General features: G+C 61.0%; 8 protein-coding genes. 5 read left to right on the top strand and 3 right to left on the bottom strand.

The genetic code is table 11. The annotated features are described in order from the left end of the window. Positions 1 to 32: 32 nt before the first annotated feature. Positions 33 to 758 (bottom strand): NUDIX hydrolase, encoded by a 726-nt coding sequence (locus tag ACNPN0_RS08980; protein ID WP_400290873.1) that lies wholly within the window; start codon positions 756 to 758, stop codon positions 33 to 35. A 116-nt stretch (positions 759 to 874) separates the two neighbouring features. Between ACNPN0_RS08980 and ACNPN0_RS08975 the strand changes: the two genes are divergently transcribed. Then, entirely contained in the window at positions 875 to 1,624 is a 750-nt protein-coding gene (locus ACNPN0_RS08975; protein ID WP_448937885.1) for an alpha/beta fold hydrolase, read from the top strand. Positions 1,625 to 1,894: 270 nt separating this feature from the next. On the opposite strand, the gene ACNPN0_RS08970 is transcribed toward ACNPN0_RS08975, so the two are convergent. Further along, positions 1,895 to 2,674, bottom strand: a complete 780-nt coding sequence (locus tag ACNPN0_RS08970) for a helix-turn-helix transcriptional regulator (RefSeq protein WP_448937886.1) — start codon at positions 2,672 to 2,674, stop codon at positions 1,895 to 1,897. Positions 2,675 to 2,759: 85 nt separating this feature from the next. On the opposite strand from ACNPN0_RS08970, the gene ilvD reads away from it, so the two are divergent. Then, entirely contained in the window at positions 2,760 to 4,679 is a 1,920-nt protein-coding gene (gene ilvD / locus ACNPN0_RS08965) for a dihydroxy-acid dehydratase (protein WP_448937887.1), read from the top strand. Positions 4,680 to 4,847: 168 nt separating this feature from the next. On the opposite strand, the gene ACNPN0_RS08960 is transcribed toward ilvD, so the two are convergent. After that, entirely contained in the window at positions 4,848 to 12,701 is a 7,854-nt protein-coding gene (locus ACNPN0_RS08960; RefSeq protein ID WP_448937888.1) for a prealbumin-like fold domain-containing protein, read from the bottom strand. An 886-nt stretch (positions 12,702 to 13,587) separates the two neighbouring features. Here ACNPN0_RS08960 and ACNPN0_RS08955 point away from each other — a divergent pair. The 3 genes from ACNPN0_RS08955 to ACNPN0_RS08945 are packed head-to-tail and all read left to right on the top strand — an operon-like array spanning position 13,588 to position 16,596. Then, positions 13,588 to 14,667 (top strand): efflux RND transporter periplasmic adaptor subunit, encoded by a 1,080-nt coding sequence (locus tag ACNPN0_RS08955; RefSeq protein ID WP_448937889.1) that lies wholly within the window; start codon positions 13,588 to 13,590, stop codon positions 14,665 to 14,667. Continuing rightward, on the top strand, positions 14,657 to 15,364 hold the full coding sequence (locus ACNPN0_RS08950; RefSeq protein ID WP_448937890.1) for an ABC transporter ATP-binding protein: 708 nt from the start codon (positions 14,657 to 14,659) through the stop codon (positions 15,362 to 15,364). The genes ACNPN0_RS08955 and ACNPN0_RS08950 overlap by 11 nt, the downstream gene beginning before the upstream one ends. Continuing rightward, positions 15,361 to 16,596 carry an ABC transporter permease gene (locus ACNPN0_RS08945; RefSeq protein WP_448937891.1) on the top strand — a complete coding sequence of 412 codons (1,236 nt, stop codon included), beginning with the start codon at positions 15,361 to 15,363 and terminating at the stop codon, positions 16,594 to 16,596. Before ACNPN0_RS08950 ends, ACNPN0_RS08945 begins: the two co-directional genes overlap by 4 nt. Positions 16,597 to 16,638 lie beyond the last annotated feature (42 nt).

Here is a 16,638-nt window from a genome sequence, read left to right as displayed (position 1 = left end):
AGGATGACGGTGAAAAGTATGGATGGTGCTTGCTAGTCGTGCAGCGGGTCGACTTCCAACGGGTCCGGTCCGTGGCCAACGTAGCGGTATAGCCGTGGTGGCCGGTGCTGTCCGCCAGCCAGATATTCGTCGGTCTCCTCAATAGATGCCGTGCTCTTGAGCGTTCGGCGGAAGTTCGCAGGGTCCAGACGGCGTCCGAGGATGGCTTCATAGACTCCGCGCAGGGCCGCCAGGGTGAAGCGTTCTCCCAGCAATCGATGCGCTATCTGCCCGTATTCGGTTTTGTTGCGCAGCCTCCACATGGCGTAGTCCAAGATCTTCCGGTGGTCGAAAGCCATCTGGGCAATCTGCGGATCATCGATATCGAACCAGGCCACGTTGTCGTCTTGGACGGTGGCGCCCACTTGATCTGCGTTCAGCAGCGCAAAGTAGGCGATGGTGACTAGGCGGTGGGTTGGCGAGCGGTCGATATCGCCGAAGGTGTAGAGCTGTTCCAGATAGGTGGGGCGCAGGCCCGTGGTTTCGGCAAGGTTGCGCCCGGCCGCTTGGCCCAGGGATTCGCGCGGATCAACTGGTCCGCCTGGCAGCGCCCACATTCCGGTGTGGGGTTGGCGAATGCGGCGTACCACTGGCAAGCAGAGTTTGTCGGGTCCGCCATCCTTGCCTTCACGGATTCCCAGGATCACCGTGGAAACCGCAAGAGCGGGCGGGAGGTTGCGGCGTTCGTCGACGTTCGCCCAACCCGGTACGGATGACATTTCTTATTTGCCTCATTTTCAGCACATTCGGATTCGTTAGAGTCATTCTGACATTAAGGCTCTTCAGGCGCTAGCCCAGATCACATTTCGAGGGTGAATGGCCTATGATCAATGGCATGACATTGGATCTGAATCTTCGAGTGGTTCGCGCAAACGCTGAGGTGAAAAGCCCATCCGTGCTTTTCATCCACGGCTTCGCCTCATCCGGCGAACTGAATTGGGACCGCTCGCGTTGGCTGAAATATTTCACTGATGCTGGACGCGATGTCCTTCTGGTTGATTTGCCCGGCCATGGAGAAGATCCTCGCCGCAATGACGGCAGCTGGGCGCCAAGCCAGATTCGCCAGGCCCTGGCTGCCATCGTGATGGATCTGGATGATGGTCCCGTAGACGTCATCGGCTACTCTTTGGGTTCCCGGCTGGCTTGGGAGTTCGCCGCTTTCAATCCGGATTTGGTGAATCATCTGGTCATCGGGGGTCCAGGAGCCGGTGATCCGCTGGCCGCCTTCGAATTGGGCCAGGCCCGTGCCTACGTCGAGATGGGCGAAAAGATCCATGACGACTACACCGCCGCCATCATGCGGATTGCCGAGGCTGAACCGTCCAATGACCTATCGGCGCTCTTTGAGCTGATAGAAGCAATCAAATCCGAGCCCTACGATCCGGCAGCCAAGGTGCCGTCAGTTCCAACCTTGCTGGTCGCCGGAGACCAGGACGATCTGGCGACCACCATGCCGCATTTGCGTCGCCTGCTGAAGGACGCAAGAACACGCAATGAAGTGCTGTGGCTGTCAGGTCGCAATCACGCCAACGCTGTAACCAGTCGCGAGTTCAAAGAGAGAGCGCTTGAGTTCGTGAGCCTTTAGCTCCGGCCACTCCTTTAATGCATGCCTCCGCCGGCTTGAGCCTATTCAACTCTCCGGCCTAAGGCTCGTCCGGGTTTCCAGACGAGCCTTAGCCAGCTCGGCGCCGACTATTGCATTTCCGAGCTGGAACCGAACATGGAAGTGCCCTTGTTCGCTGCACGTTCCGATCAGCACTGTGGCCCTTAGCGGTTAAATGATTCGATGCGTGCAAGCCTAGCGATCTCGAATCTCTTCCCATTCCCTGCCGCTACTTCGGCGAGCGCACCTGTGCTAAAGCGGCGTGTACATCAACAGGGTCAAGTCCGTGGCTTCGGTAGGAGTCAGGTTGTGCTGCTCGTAGCGCGTCAGCCCCAATTTAGGATGCCGGAATACCCGTTCGCCGGTGCGGAAACCTGCAACGTCGCGTTCATTCCAGATCGCGGCAAATTCCGGGGAGGCCGCCGAGACCCGCGCAACGATGCCGCTCTCCCCCGACGGGCTGAGCCATCCACGCGTTTCGGCACGGAAGCTTCCTACGAAACCGCGGCTTTGCACTTCCCAATCCGGGAGCATCTCACGCAATTGCCCATCGGTGAAAACGAGCCACAACAGGTTCCGATCTTCACCATCCAATGAAGCCACCCGCGGATACAGCTGTTCATAGGCCTCATTCCAGCCCAGGATGGTCCAGTCGGCGGAGAGCAGGAAGGCCGGGAACTGCAACGCATCGAGCAAACGCTGCAGGGCTGGAGTCATGCCGCCGGTACCAATCGGGTCAAGCTCACCGTGCCCTGCCAGAGAAAACAGGTACGAGGATTCCACCGGGGTGAGCCGGAACAGCCGCGCCAAGGACTGCAGAACCTGGCGCGAGGGATTGATGTCGCGGGCCTGCTCAAGCCAGGTGTACCAGGTAACAGAAACGCCAGCCAAGGTGGCGACTTCTTCGCGGCGCAGGCCGCGCACCCGGCTACGTCCGATCTCCGGCAATCCATGGGAAGCCCTGTCAGCCCGGGCCCGGCGGTCCTTGAGGAACGCGGCGAGTTCTTCGCGACGTCTTTGACTTGGAGTCACGGGGTAAACCTCATTGCATGGTAGTAGTACTACTAGTATCGTCACCGTCTGGGTTTGAGGGCAAATATATGGTGAGATTTTAGGTATGACCACACTTCGTTCACACACTGTCACCCATGGCCGCAATATGGCCGGCGCTCGCGCACTGTTCCGCGCAGCCGGCGTGAACGGCGCTGACCTCGGGCGCAAGCCGATTATCGCTGTCTCCAACAGCTTCACTGAATTCGTTCCAGGGCACACCCACCTGCAGCCGGTAGGCCGCATTGTCTCCGACGCCATCACTGCCGCCGGTGGCATCCCCCGCGAATTCAACACCATTGCTGTGGACGACGGCATCGCCATGGGCCACGGAGGCATGCTCTACTCGCTGCCATCGCGCGACCTCATTGCCGACTCCGTGGAATACATGGTCAATGCCCACTGTGCCGACGCACTGATCTGCATCTCGAACTGCGACAAGATCACCCCGGGCATGCTGATGGCCGCATTGCGCCTGAACATCCCTACGGTCTTCGTCTCCGGTGGTCCGATGGAAGCCGGCCGCGCCACTTTGGTTGACGGCACCGTGCGCACCTTGGATCTGGTGGATGCCATCTCCGAGGCCGTGAACGAGAACGTATCGGATGCAGACCTGCTGCGCATCGAAGAGTCGGCCTGCCCGACCTGCGGCTCCTGCTCGGGCATGTTCACCGCCAACTCGATGAACTGCCTGACCGAGGCCATGGGCTTGTCTCTGCCGGGCAACGGCTCCACCTTAGCTACCCACACGGCCCGCAAGGACCTGTATGAAAACGCCGGCAAGCTGGTAGTCGATATCGCCAACCGCTACTACGGCGAAGACGACGAGACGGTCCTGCCACGCAGCATCGCCACCAAGAAGGCCTTCGGCAACGCCATGGCGCTGGATATCGCCATGGGCGGTTCCACCAACACCATCTTGCACCTGCTGGCCGCCGCCCGCGAGGCCGGCGTGGAATTCGGCCTCGATGAGATCGATGAAGTTTCCCGCCGTGTCCCGTGCCTGGCCAAGGTTGCACCCAACGCTGCCGGCAACGGCACCATCTACTACATGGAAGATGTCCACCGTGCCGGTGGCATCCCCGCGATCCTCGGCGAGCTGCGCCGCGGCGGCCTGCTGGATGAAACCGTGCACACGGTTCACTCGGCAACCCTGGGCGAATGGCTTGATGACTGGGATATCCGCAGCGGCAAGGCCAAGGAGGAATCCTTCGACCTGTGGCACGCGGCCCCGGGCGGCGTGCGCTCCTCCACCGCCTTCTCGCAGTCCGAGCGGTGGGCGGCGCTGGACACCGATGATGCAGAAGGCTGCATCCACTCGGTTGAGAACGCCTACTCCAAGGACGGCGGCCTGGCCGTACTGCGCGGCAATATCGCCGTGGACGGTGCAGTGGTCAAGACCGCTGGCGTTGACCCTTCGATCTGGACATTCTCCGGTCCGGCAGTGGTCTGCGAATCACAGGATGAGGCCGTCGAGAAGATCCTCAACAAGCAGGTGAAGGAAGGCGACGTAGTAGTCATCCGCTACGAAGGTCCAAAGGGCGGGCCGGGCATGCAGGAAATGCTCTACCCCACCTCGTTCCTCAAGGGCCGCGGCCTGGGCAAGGCCTGCGCACTGATCACCGATGGCCGCTTCTCCGGTGGCACCTCGGGCCTGTCCATCGGGCACGTCTCCCCCGAGGCCGCTTCCGGTGGCATGATCGCCCTGGTGGAAGATGGCGATACCATCTCCATCGATATCCCTACCCGCGAGCTGACCCTGAACGTCTCTGACGAGGTCTTGGCACAACGCCGCGAGCGCTTGATCGCTACCACCGGCTACCGCCCGAAGAACCGCGAGCGCGTGGTCTCCCCTGCGTTGCGGGCCTACGCCGCCATGGCGTTGTCCGCTGACAAGGGTGCGGTCCGCGACGTGGATCGCGTAGAGCGTGCCATGCGCGAAGCCGATGAGCGTGAAGCCGCAGCCCAAAGCGCGGCCCAAATCTAGCCAGAAGGCTTGACCACGGCAACAGGCCCGGACCACTTATGCGAATAAGCGGACCGGGCCTGTTCTGCTTCCAAAGCACTAGCCCCGAAGCAGCAGGGATTGTTCCCCCGCACGCCGAATGCCGGCCCTGCCCCGAAAGGCAGGACCGGCATCCAGCTGGCGCGCGGACTATGGGTTCCGGCGACGGTACCGAAGCAGGATCAATGCTCCGGCGATAATCACCATCCCTGCAGCCCCTGCCAGCCACAACGAGCCCTGGTCAAGGCCGGTTGCCGCAAGCGGTGCTGGCGGGGCAGGTGGTGCTGCCGGCGCTGGCGGAGCCGGAGGAGCCGGAGGAACCGGTGGTGCCGGCGGCGCTGCCTGCGGAGCCTCGGAGCATACTTCCACGTCCGCCGAATCCGAATTGTTCCCATCCTCGCCGGACTTCTCCGGTATCGAGGCCGTATTCGTCATCGTCTGGCACTTGCCGGCTACGCCGTCCAAGACCAGTTCGTACGTGAACTTCTTGCTCTGCTCTTCGGCCTTGACCGTGCCCAGTTCCCGCGGCTGGCCGGGAATGGTGTAGTCATCGAAGACCGTCACCATTTCATCGGTGGCCGTTGCCGCCTCGAATTCCAGCGGAGCCTTGGCACTGACCGTGCGGGTTGTCCCCTCCACGTCGGTCCAGCTGGCGTTCACCGTGTTCTCGTGGCCGGTGTAGTCGGCCTCGGCAACAGGTGTTTCGAAGGTGCAGCTGTACTTCACGGTGCGGGTTTCCCCGGCCGCAAGCTCCAGCTTCCCCTCCGCCAATCCTTCGATGGAGCAGCTGGCCCCGTCGATGGATAGCTTGTCTTGCAGGAGCACTTGCGTGTCCTTGAAGTCATTCGGATTGGCCACGGTGATCTCACCGGTGACGGTGAAGTCCTGGTCTTCGAAACCCTCCAGCATCGCCTGGACCGTGTACTTGGCCGTGGCCTGCCCGTCCGGGTCAACCTCGAACTTCGTTTCCTTCGCCTCCTTGCGGGTCGACCAGTCGTAGTCCCTGACGTACTGGGCGTCGGCGCTCTTGGCGATCATCAGGCCCTGCTCGATGCACAGTTGCAGGTCCACCGAGGATTCGTCCTTGCCGTTGCCGTCGGTACTCTCATGCACTGCCGCGGTATTGGTGTATACCGTGCAGGTTCCCGCTTCGGGTTCCAGTACCTGTTCGTATTCGAACTGCATGGGAGCTTGCGGGACGTGGACTTCTCCGAGCACCTTCGGTTCGGCGCCAGGATCCATCATGTCGTCGGTGACTGCCACCGATTCGTCCGTGACTGCATCGATCTGGAACTCGATCGGTGCCTCGGCACGCACTTCGCGGTCATCGAAGGTGGCAATCACCGTATTGACTGCTCCTTCGAAGGCATCGGTGGAGAGCCAGCTAGCGAGATCGCATTCATACCGGGCCCCCAAGTTCTCCCCGGCATCGAGCACGACCTGCAATCCAGCGGCCGCTTCATCGGCATCCTCCGCATCGATCCGGCAGCTGGTGCCAGCGGTATCGATCCGGTCTTCCAAGGTGGCGGTGATGGAACCGAAATCATTCGGGTTCTGCACCATCACCTCACCGGCCAGCCGCAAGTTCTGCTCAACGGCTGCGGTGTTGCGAGCCTGAACCCAGTAGTGCGCGGTGAAGGTTCCATCCCCGTTCGCGGTGAGCTTGCTCTGGTCGATCCGCTTCTCTACCTCCCATTCGTAATCCAGGTCCACCAGTCCCTGCGCGGTCTTCTGCAGGCCCAGGGCCTTCTGTCCGCAGAGGGTGACGGTGGTCGAATCCTCGGCCCCGGTCTGCTGGATCACCGCGGTGTTGGTGAACTCGGTGCAGGTGCCGGCCTGGGCCTGGTGGCGCAGGGTGTAGTCGAAGTCGACCGGGGTGCCTTCGGCATTCCAGATCGCTTCGCCCAGCACGACCGGCGACTCCGGGTTGGTCTTGTCATCGATGATGGTGACCTGCTGATCGGTTTCAGCATCCAGCAGGTAGTCCACCGGTGCGGTTGACGTGGCCACCGAATCCTCGCCCCAGGTTGCCGTAACCGTGTTGCTGCCGTGTAGCTGGCCGGGGGTGCCCGAGCAGCTGTAGGGCAGTTGCACCGTGGTTCCGGTTCCGTCGCTGCCCACCGGGACCGCGACTTGCAGGCCTCCGGTTTGCGGATCGGCGTCCTCGGCGTCGATGGTGCACGTGACCCCTTCGATGCTGATCTCATCGGTGATGGTGGCTACCGTCGAGGCCGAGGCGAAGCGGTTCGGATTCAACAGGATGATCATGCCGTGCACTTCATGGCCGGAATCCTCCGATCCGTCCGGGATGGCCGACACGGTGTAGGAGAAGTCGGCGGTGCCGTCCTCGGCGACGACGGCTTCGGTACGGTCAACCTTCTTCTCCAGCTCCCACAGGTAGGTCCGATCGAAGCTGGCTTCGGCATCCTTGGCAATCATCAGATCGAGCAAGCCGCATAGCTGCACGGTCGCCTCATCCCTTGGATCCTCCCCTGCCTGGATATCGACCCAGGCGGTGTTCGTGTAGCTCATGCATTCACCGGCCGGAGCATCATGCTCCAGCTGGTACTCGATGAGCACCGGCGAATCATCGATGTCCACGGTGCGCAGCAGCACCGGCTCCTGGGGATTCGACTGGTCATCCCAGATCTCGACCTGACGATCGATGCGGGAATCAATGGCGAATTCGATGGGCACCTGCGTGCTCGATGCCCGGTCATCGCCCCAGCTGACCGTGGCGGTGTTGGTGCCGCCGCTGTAGGAGCCGGGATCGACTCCCGCCGAGACATCGCAGCTGTAGCCGACGGTGATTGTCCCGTTGGCCGGGATGCCCACCAGCGATTCAGAGGTGGTGCAGGTGACCGCGTCCAGATCGACTACGTCCTGGATCGTGGCGTCGATGCCCGTGTACTGGTTCGGGTTGGTGATGGTGATCTGGCCTTCCAGCACCCATCCCGAATCCTCATACCCGGTGTTCTCCACCTTGACCACGTAGTCCACCGGTTCGCTGGCCGCCCCGTTGGTGGTGATCTCCTGGTCCTGGCCTTCGGCCAAGGACTTGTCGATCTGCCATTGGTAGGTGCGGTCGTACGCGGCTTCGACGGTCTTGCTGATCTCCAAGGCCGCCTCGCGGCAGGCTTCGGCGAGCGCGTTGTCCGTCGCGGTGAATCCGTCATCGCCGGTGAGCGTGGCGACGTTCTCGAAGACCTGGCAGGTGCCTGCCTGATCCACGTTCCACGTCACCGAGTAGTCCCGGCTTTGCGGCCCATCGGCCACATCCACTGTCCACGCCGGATCGAACTCGTGGGCGCTGTCCGTGATGGTGACCGTGTCGTTCAGCGGCGTCTGGTTCCAGTCCTGTTCCGAGATCCCCACGGTGTCCGAGTCCTGGCTATTGGCCGTGCTCAGCGCCTGGGCGTCCCAGTCCACGGTGGCGGTGTTGCTGCCTTCGTAGTCCGGCTGGGATGCGAAGGTGCACGAGTAGGCCATCACCCATTGGGCCCCTGCGGGGATCACCGTCTGGAAGCCGGCTTGCTCGGCGGACATGTCAGCCACCGCTTCGCCCTGCACCCCGGTGATCGTGCAGGCCGCGTCCCCGCCGACATCGGCGAAGTCCTGCACCGTGACCGGCGCGTCCTGCCAGTCGTTCGGGTTGGCCAGCGTGATTTCTCCGCTCATCGCCCAATTGCCGTCCTCGTGGCCTTCGGGGGTCACGGTGATCCGGTAGTTCGCCGTGGCCTCGCCGTTACTCGGGTTGGCTGCCAGCGGTTGCCCGGAGAGCAGCTCCTTGTCCAGCGACCACAGGTAGGAGCGGTCGAAGGAGGTCACGACGTTCTTGGCGATATCCAGATCTGCTCCGGCGCACACCGTGGTGCTGGCCGAAGCCGTGTTCTCCTCGCCCTCGCCGGTGGCCTCATCGAGCACCGCGGTGTTGGTGTACTCGGTGCAGGTTCCGGCCACGCCCTGCAGTTCCAGGTCGTATTCGAAGGCCTTCGGCGATTCCCCGGCCATCGCGGTGCCCAGCACCACTTCCTGGCCTTCAACGGTTTGGTCATCAGTGATGGCGACTTCGCCGTCGGTCAGCAGGGCCTGCTCGAACCCGAAATCGACGTCCGTTTCAGCCTGGCGCTCCTGGCCCCAGGCCACGGTTGCGGTGTTCGTGTACTGGGCGGTGATGTCGGTGTCCGCCGGGACCTGGCAGTTGTAGCCCAGGGTGGCGCTTTCCCCGTCACCGAGCACTAGCTGGAAACCGCCGGCGCTTTCATCCGCATCGGTGCCCTCGATGGTGCAGCTGGCCGACGGGATGGAGAGCACATCGGTGACCGTTGCCACCAGGTCCCCGACTTGCGTGTTCGGGTTGCTGAGGGTGATGGTTCCGGACACCTGCTTCGCGCTGTCCTGCGCTTCGCCGGCGGTGGCCACTACCGTGTAGTGCGCAGTGACCGTGCCATTGCCGGCGACCGTGAATTTGCTGCGGTCCACCTGCTTCTGAAGCGACCAGTCGTAGTCGCGTGCGTAGCTGGCGTCCACGTCCTTGGTGATAACCAGATTCTTCTGGTCGCAGATGCCCACGTCCTGCGAGTCCTCGATGTCCTCGCCGGCCAGATCCACCCACGCGGTATTCGTGAAGACCAGGCATTCATCGCGCGGCACTTCGTAGGTGATCTCGTAGCTGAAGCTCTGCGGGGCGTCGGTGTAGTCCACCGTGCCCAGCAGTACCGGGTCCCCGGAAGGATCAGCCTGGTCATCCCAGACGCCAACGGATTCATCGGTGCTCTCATCCAGGGTGAAGTCGATGGGTACCGGCTGGCTCTCAGCCTGCAGCCCATCACCCCAGGTGACCACCGCCGTGTTGGTGTGGCCGGTGTAGTCGGCCTCCGCCACGGTCGATGCCTCGCAGTTGTAGTCCACGGTGATCGAGCCGCTGCGCGGCACCACCTGCTGCATGCCTTCCATCCCCGGATTCGAGTCCTCGGCCACGATGGTGCAGGCGGCCGAGAGGGTATTCTCGTCGCTGATCGTCACTTCGAGGTCTTCGAATTCGTTGGGATTGGCCACGGTAATGGATCCGGAAAGCTGCTGCCCGGAATCCTCGTAGCCGGTGTTGTCCACCAGCACCGTGTAGTGAACGGTAGCGGTTCCGTCTTCCTCGACCACGGCATCTGGCGATTGGCCCTCGGCCAGCTGCTTGTCGATGCTCCACAAGTAGGTGCGGTCATAGGAGGCCGTCACGTCCTTGGTGACGGTCAGCCCTGCCTTGCGGCACGCTTCGACTTGGGCATCATCGCTCTTGACCAGCTGGTTGCTGCCGGTGATCGTGGCGGTGTTCATGAAGCTCTGGCACTTGCCGGCCTCTTCCACCGTCCAGGTGTATTCATAGGTCCTGGTCTGCGGTCCATCGGAGTAATTGATGGTCCAGGCCGGATCGAATTCATGCAGCGGGTCGGTCACGGTCACCGTCTGGTTCAGTGGTGTCTGCGTCCAGTCGCCTGCATCCACCGGTACAACTTCGGTGGCGCTGCCCGAAGCGGTGGAGGCCTCGCTGGAGGACCACGTCACTTCGGCGGTGTTGCTGCCTTCGTAGTTCGGCTGCGATCCGAAGGTGCAGCTGTAGCTGAAGGTCAGCGTTTGGGAGGCATCCAGTGTTGCCTGGAAGCCCGGTGCCACCGGATCGGCGTCCATCGTGTCCGGTTCCCCGGCAATGCCGACCACCTGGCAGGTTGCGTCCCCGCCCACATCGACCTGGTCGGTGACGGTCACGTCAATGGCTTGCCAGTCATTGGGGTTGGATACCGTGATGGTTCCGCTCATGGCCCAGTCGCTGTCCGAATAGCTTTCGGGAGTGACAGTGACGGAGTATTGCGCGGTGAATTCGCCGGTTTCCGGATCCGCGGTGAATGGCTGCTCGCCTACTGCGTCCTTGGCGATGCTCCAGTCGTAGCTGCGGTTGAAACTGGACACGACCAGCTTCTCGATGGCCAGGTCCTGGCCGATGCAGACTTCCACGGTGGCATTGCCGGTCAGCGTTTCGCCGTCGTCTGCGGCGAGGCTGGCGATGTTCTGGTAGTCGGTGCATTCTCCGAGCACGCCGTCCCACTCGATGGTGTACGCGAAGGACTTCGGGCTTTCCCCGGCTGTAACGGTGTTACCGCCGGCGATGCCCGAAAGGTCGATTTCGCTATCGGTAACGGTGACTTCATCGTCGGTCACCGTTGGCGAGACGGACGCGAAATCGTAGCCGGCCGAGGCGCTGGCTTGGCCATCGGTGCCATAGTAGGCCTCCGGGTCCCAGGTTGCACTCACCGTGTTGGTGCCGGCGCTGGCGGCACTGGTTCCCTCGGGCAGGTCGCATTCATAGGTGAAGGAATTCTCGCCGGGCTGGATGGTCACCGGATTGGCGATCGGCGATCCGCCAGCGGAGATGACGCAATTGGCGCCATCGAGCTGGTCGGCCAGCGTGATCCCGGACATCTCTGTGTCATTCGGGTTCATCACGGTAATGGTGCCGGAGAGCTGGAAGTTGCTGTCCTGGGCCTCGCTGGCGGTGGCGACCACGTTGTAGTCGACGTCCACTCCGGTGGCCGTGGCCTTCACTGTGGCTTGCTGGCCCTCGGCCAGCGACTTGTCCAGATCCCAGTCGTAGTCGCGGTCATAGGATGCCTGCACATCCTTGTGGACCGTGAGCTCGTCGTAGGTGGTCTTCGTGTTGGTGAAGGTACAGGTGACTTCATCGTTGTCGCCTAGGTTGAAAGTGATGGCCGAACCGCTGCGGATAGCGGCGGCGCCGGTGCAGGCGATCGAGGAAAGATTCCAGCCAGCTGGCAAGTCCTCTTCGGTGACGGTGATCGTAGCTGGCGCCACGGTGTAGGTGACGCTCTGCGGCAAGCTCGCGCCGGTATCGGAATCGGCACTGTCATCGAGGTTGAATGATGTCGAGTCGCCGAAGCGGTCCTCGGCGAGGGTGAAGTCGAAATCCGTGCCGTCGGCAGGAACCGCGTCCTTGATGACGGTTACGGAACCGGCTTGGACCGCACCGGCCTGGATCTGGTTGTCGCGTTGTCCAATGGACTTGCAGTTCAACGACGAGATCAGGACGTGGTACGGCGAACCGTTGATTGAGGAAGCACCGGTGCCCGGGCCGTGATCCAGCTCCGAGGCGATATGCGCATCGAAGTAGAGGGTGACGCTTGACTCGTCGCCTTCTTCTCCGTCGACCATCAATGTGATGAAGACGGTGTCGACGCGGTCGTTCCCGGCTCCTTCATCGACAGTCCAGCCGGTGATGTTCGCGCCGTCCACTGTCTCGTTGAGCAAATAGTCATAGGCCCATTTGCCGGCCTGCTTGACCTGGTAATTGATGACCAGCTCGTTTTCGCCTGCGGGCAATGTCATTTCCAAGCGCTGGTGAACCACACCGCCCTCATAGAGCCCGTCGTGGACATTGCCGTTGGCGAAGGCGGGCATCTCATCGGACTTCTGCATGAAGGTGTCGACCGAGCCGTCTCCTTCGTTGTACTCGCAAATCCGCGGAGCACCTGACTCAAGGGCAGCGGCCGTGATCGGCTCGCGGGCCGCTGTCGAGGACCCGGTAGAATCTTCCGATTCCGAAACTTCGGCCTTCGGCTGCGCAAGTTCCGGTGAAGCCTTGTCCACTGGCTTCTTCTCTGTCTTGGGCGCAGCTGATTCCACAGGTTGCGCTTCGGGTGCCGGCAGCGTGGTTTCCACAGCTTTTGGCTTTTCTGGCTTCTGAGTTGCCGGTGCCGGTGCAGGGGCGGACTCAGGTTCGGCCGCTGCTTCTTCCTCTGGCGCCGAGGTCTTGGCGCTGTCTACTGCTTCAGCAGCTGGCTGTTCTTCCCCCGTGTCAGCCGTGGACGATTCGTCGGCTTCGGCCTTGGTTTCCTCGGCCGAGCCGGTGGCCAGGACCGATTCAGAGTTCTCCGGTTCAGTCCCCTGCTGTGTGGCCTCGGCTTCTTCCCCAACAGAAGTTTCGGCAGCAACTGCCATGCCCGGAATGGTCATGACAAAGCACAAGGAAATCGACGAAATTATCGCCAAGCATGCTTTTAATAATCTGTTTAAAGCTGTTTTACGGCGTAAATTTGGCACAAAAGTGCCACGCCTTTGATGCCTAGACATTTCTCCCCCATACAAGAATGTCCTGAGTGGATCGCGCGGCGTGCAGGAGCGATCCACCCGAAAAAGAGCGAGCTATAGTAAGGCTTTGACCTCAGATAATGAAAGCCTGGCCCATGATTCAGCCACCCCATGTGGCTCAACTGCTCAGGATAAGTTCCCCAATGCACCTAAAGATGCGAAATGAATGCGAGTGTTTCAATTCGTCTTTAAATCCCCCAATTCAAGACAACGATATGCCGACATCCTACGCCGGCATTCGGCTTTGTGCCAGCAAATGGAAGGAAATAAATTTGGCTGAAAATGAAGCAATCGGTGCACTTCTTTGCCCATGGATTAAACGTGCTTGTCACCTGCCAAATTCACGATTCAGGCCCTAGCGGACAGCAATGAAGGTCGATGCTCTGCGACAGCGGCTTTGGCACCCCCGCTCGCCCGCGGCACCCGAAAGGCTTGGCAGAAACCGGTCTGGAACAATCCTGCCGACCCCGGGGCCAGTACAGAAGCAATGGCACTACGCCTCGGGAGCTCCACATCCACCGAAGAGCTCCGCGGCATCGAGCCCCGGAGACTGCCCCGCTTCACCCCGGGACGTCGAGAAGATTCACTACGACCTTCAACTACTAATTTGAGTACCCGGTCTGACCTGCAAAGTAAAAATAAATCTCAATCTGATAAAGGTTGCGTGTTTTCTCCGTTTGAGCTTGGAAGTTGCTGAACACTTTGGTAATCATTGAATGGTGAAAAGAGCAACCCTATGAGCCAACGACGCGCGTTCCGTCGCATATTCCTTCCCGCTGCATGGCTAGTTATCGGCGCCTTGATCGCCGTCAGCCTCGTGAAACTCGCGTTTGCCGGCGGCACTGCCAGCGCCGACGATGACCTGTTCCCCACCGGAGAGATCCCGGCAGAGACCATCTTTGCCGAGAAAGCCACGGTAGAGAACAAGCTGTCCATTCCCGGAACCATTAAGCTCACCGAATCGAAAGAGCTGAATGCGCCCGTGGACGGCGTTGTCAATTGGGCTTTCGTCAAGCCAGGCGACAATGTCTCCCTCGGCGATCGAATCTTCCAGGTCCGCGCCGAATCCCAGCCAGAGAGCGTTGAGGCCAACGACTCGGATAGTGAAGGTTCACAAGACGAGCAGCAACCGCAGGAAGCTGCGCCAGTGGTGAAGTACCACGACGTCTACGCAACGGCCACAGGCAAGGTCGGCGCTTTCCAGATCGAGGTTGGCGATGACGTCACCAAGGGCACGGCACTCGGCGCGATCCAACCCCAGGAATTCTTGGCCGCCGGTTCGATCGATCCGCTGGACCGCTACCGGTTGCTCGATGAAAGCCTCGAAGCAACGATCACCATTGACGGCGGACCAGAGCCATTCACCTGCAAGGACCTGTCTGTCGGTGACAGCGCTTCGAAGAAAACCAGCGCCGGCTCCGCAGACCAGGACATGGAATCGCAGATGGATCCAATGGCGTCCGGAGAATCCACGGAGAGCTCTTCGGGCAGCGAGATTTCTTGTGCCGTACCTGCAGACATCGTGGTTTTCGACGGCCTGAGCATGAACATGGAAATTGATGCAGGCACGGCCGAGGACGTATTGACCGTACCGGTATCGGCTGTTCGTGGCCTGGTTGGCCAGGGTGCGGTGTGGAGGCTGGATGAAAACGGCAAGGAAATCCGCACCGAGGTAGAGCTTGGCGTGACCGACGGAAAGGTCATCGAGGTGATTTCAGGACTGAAGGATGAGACGGAAATTCTCCGCTTCGTCCCAGGATCCACCCCGGCACCTGAAGAAATGATGGATATGGAGTCCTACTCAGATGAGTGGTGAGCCATTGCTGAAGCTCGAGAATGTCACGCGCAGCGTCCTGCTGCCCGATGACAGCGAGCTGCATATCCTCAACGGGATTGATCTCACGGTGTCCGAAGGCGATCACATTGCCATTGTCGGCCGTTCGGGTACCGGCAAGTCCACGCTGCTGAATATCCTCGGCCTGCTTGATCGGCCCACCAGCGGCAGCCTGCTGTGGCGAGGCAAGGATGCGACCCGGCTGAGCGCCAAACAGGCAGCGCATGCTCGCGGACGCGACCTCGGATTCGTTTTCCAGCAGTTCAACCTCCTGCCCGGACGCACTGCCCTGGAAAATGTCATGGCTCCGCTGATGTATGCCAGCGGCCGGGACTTCTGGAATCGGCGCAAGCTGGCAGGCGAGGCGCTGGAACGCGTAGGCCTGGGCAGTCGTCTGGACTCCATGCCCCAGACCCTCTCGGGCGGCGAGCAGCAGCGTGTGGCCATTGCCCGCGCACTGGTCCGGCGCCCGCGCGTGGTTCTGGCCGATGAGCCAACCGGTGCCTTGGATGTCACTACCGGACGTGCGGTGATGGATCTCTTGGATTCCGCCACGGTTGATTCCGGCGCTGCCCTGATCACCATCACGCACGACAGCAATGTTGCGGCCTTGGCCCGAGAACAGCTGCAGTTGGATGGCGGGCGGCTGCATCCGCTCAGTGAGGTGGCGGCAAGATGAAATCCTTAACTCGCTTAGGAACCGGTTTTGTTGCTGCGCTGCTGGAGGCATGGCAGGAACTGCGTATTCACAAGTTGCGCGTCTTGCTCTCCTTGGTTGGTGTCACCATTGCGGTGGCCTCGTTGACTACGGCATTGGCCGGAGCTGGCATGGCGCGTCAGATGATGACCGAAAGCCTTGAAAGCGAGGGTCGGCCAGCAATGATTGTTGTCTACGCCTACGACCCGAACTCGGATGCTGGTCCTGCGGGCAACGACCAAATCGATGAGGCCTTTCAAAAGACCAGTGACCGGTTCAAGGTCGAGTACACCACCATGATGGGACGCAGCTACGACCAGAAGGCTTCAGCCCAAGGGCTGAGCCTTGATGCCGAGATCATGGTGGTTGATCCCGACTACGCTCCAATGCACCGGTTAGTTGTTACTGACGGCCGCTGGCTGGAAGCCGAAGATGCACAGAATCTTGCCCCAGCGGCGGTGGTTGACCACACCTTCATCAAAGAATTGGGACTGGAAGGCCAGCGACTGCCTTTAACCGTGGATTTGATGAGCAATGGGAACACCGTCTCAGTTACGGTCATCGGAACCACCAAAGCATCTAGCTACGGCATGGGCGGCAAGCTGTGGATGCTGCCGGCCACCTATGAGCACTGGTTCGGCATGCAAGCTCCGCTCAATGAGGTCAGCTACAAGCTGTGGGTGCCCATCGAGGGATCCGAAGAGCTGGCCATGCACTTCGGCCAGCAAATGCAGGCAGAACTTCCTGGTCTCACAGTTGATGCGCACCGCGAAGATTATCTGATGTGGGGTGCTGATGAGAGCTTGAAGATGTTGACCATGGTGGTTGCCGGGATCGCAATCATCATCTTGCTGCTTGGTTCCCTGAGTCTGCTCAATGTTGCCATGGTGACCCTGAAGCAGCGTATCCGCGAAGTGGGTATCCGACGCAGCTTCGGTGCAACAACCGGACGCGTATTCTTCTCGGTGATGATGGAAAGCGTCGTGGCCACGGCCGTAGCAGGTGGCATTGGCGTGCTCATCTCCGTTGCCTTGGTCTCCAACGAGAATCTGCTGAATATGGTGATGGCTACCGAGCTGGATCAAATGCCGGCATTCCCTATCGGTGCGGCCCTACTTGGCATGGGAGTTTCCATCGCCGTAGGCGCACTGACCGGTGTGCTTCCCGCGCTGGTGGCAGCCCGAGTCAAGATTGTGGATGCTATTCGCGTCTAATCTGCAGATGCCGCTAAGGCGCTGGAACGGAATCATGACTTC

This window comes from Glutamicibacter sp. AGC84 (genome assembly GCF_053543575.1).
The sequence above is the reverse complement of the archived record's forward strand: the minus strand, read 5'-3'. Positions and strand labels throughout refer to the sequence as shown.

Coding starts and splice junctions, on each gene's coding strand:
- ilvD (WP_448937887.1), top strand. CDS start 2,760: ATGACCACACTTCGTTCACACACTGTCACCCATGGCCGCAATATGGCC.
- ACNPN0_RS08945 (WP_448937891.1), top strand. CDS start 15,361: ATGAAATCCTTAACTCGCTTAGGAACCGGTTTTGTTGCTGCGCTGCTG.
- ACNPN0_RS08950 (WP_448937890.1), top strand. CDS start 14,657: ATGAGTGGTGAGCCATTGCTGAAGCTCGAGAATGTCACGCGCAGCGTC.
- ACNPN0_RS08975 (WP_448937885.1), top strand. CDS start 875: ATGACATTGGATCTGAATCTTCGAGTGGTTCGCGCAAACGCTGAGGTG.
- ACNPN0_RS08955 (WP_448937889.1), top strand. CDS start 13,588: ATGAGCCAACGACGCGCGTTCCGTCGCATATTCCTTCCCGCTGCATGG.
- ACNPN0_RS08980 (WP_400290873.1), bottom strand. CDS start 758: ATGTCATCCGTACCGGGTTGGGCGAACGTCGACGAACGCCGCAACCTC.
- ACNPN0_RS08960 (WP_448937888.1), bottom strand. CDS start 12,701: ATGGCAGTTGCTGCCGAAACTTCTGTTGGGGAAGAAGCCGAGGCCACA.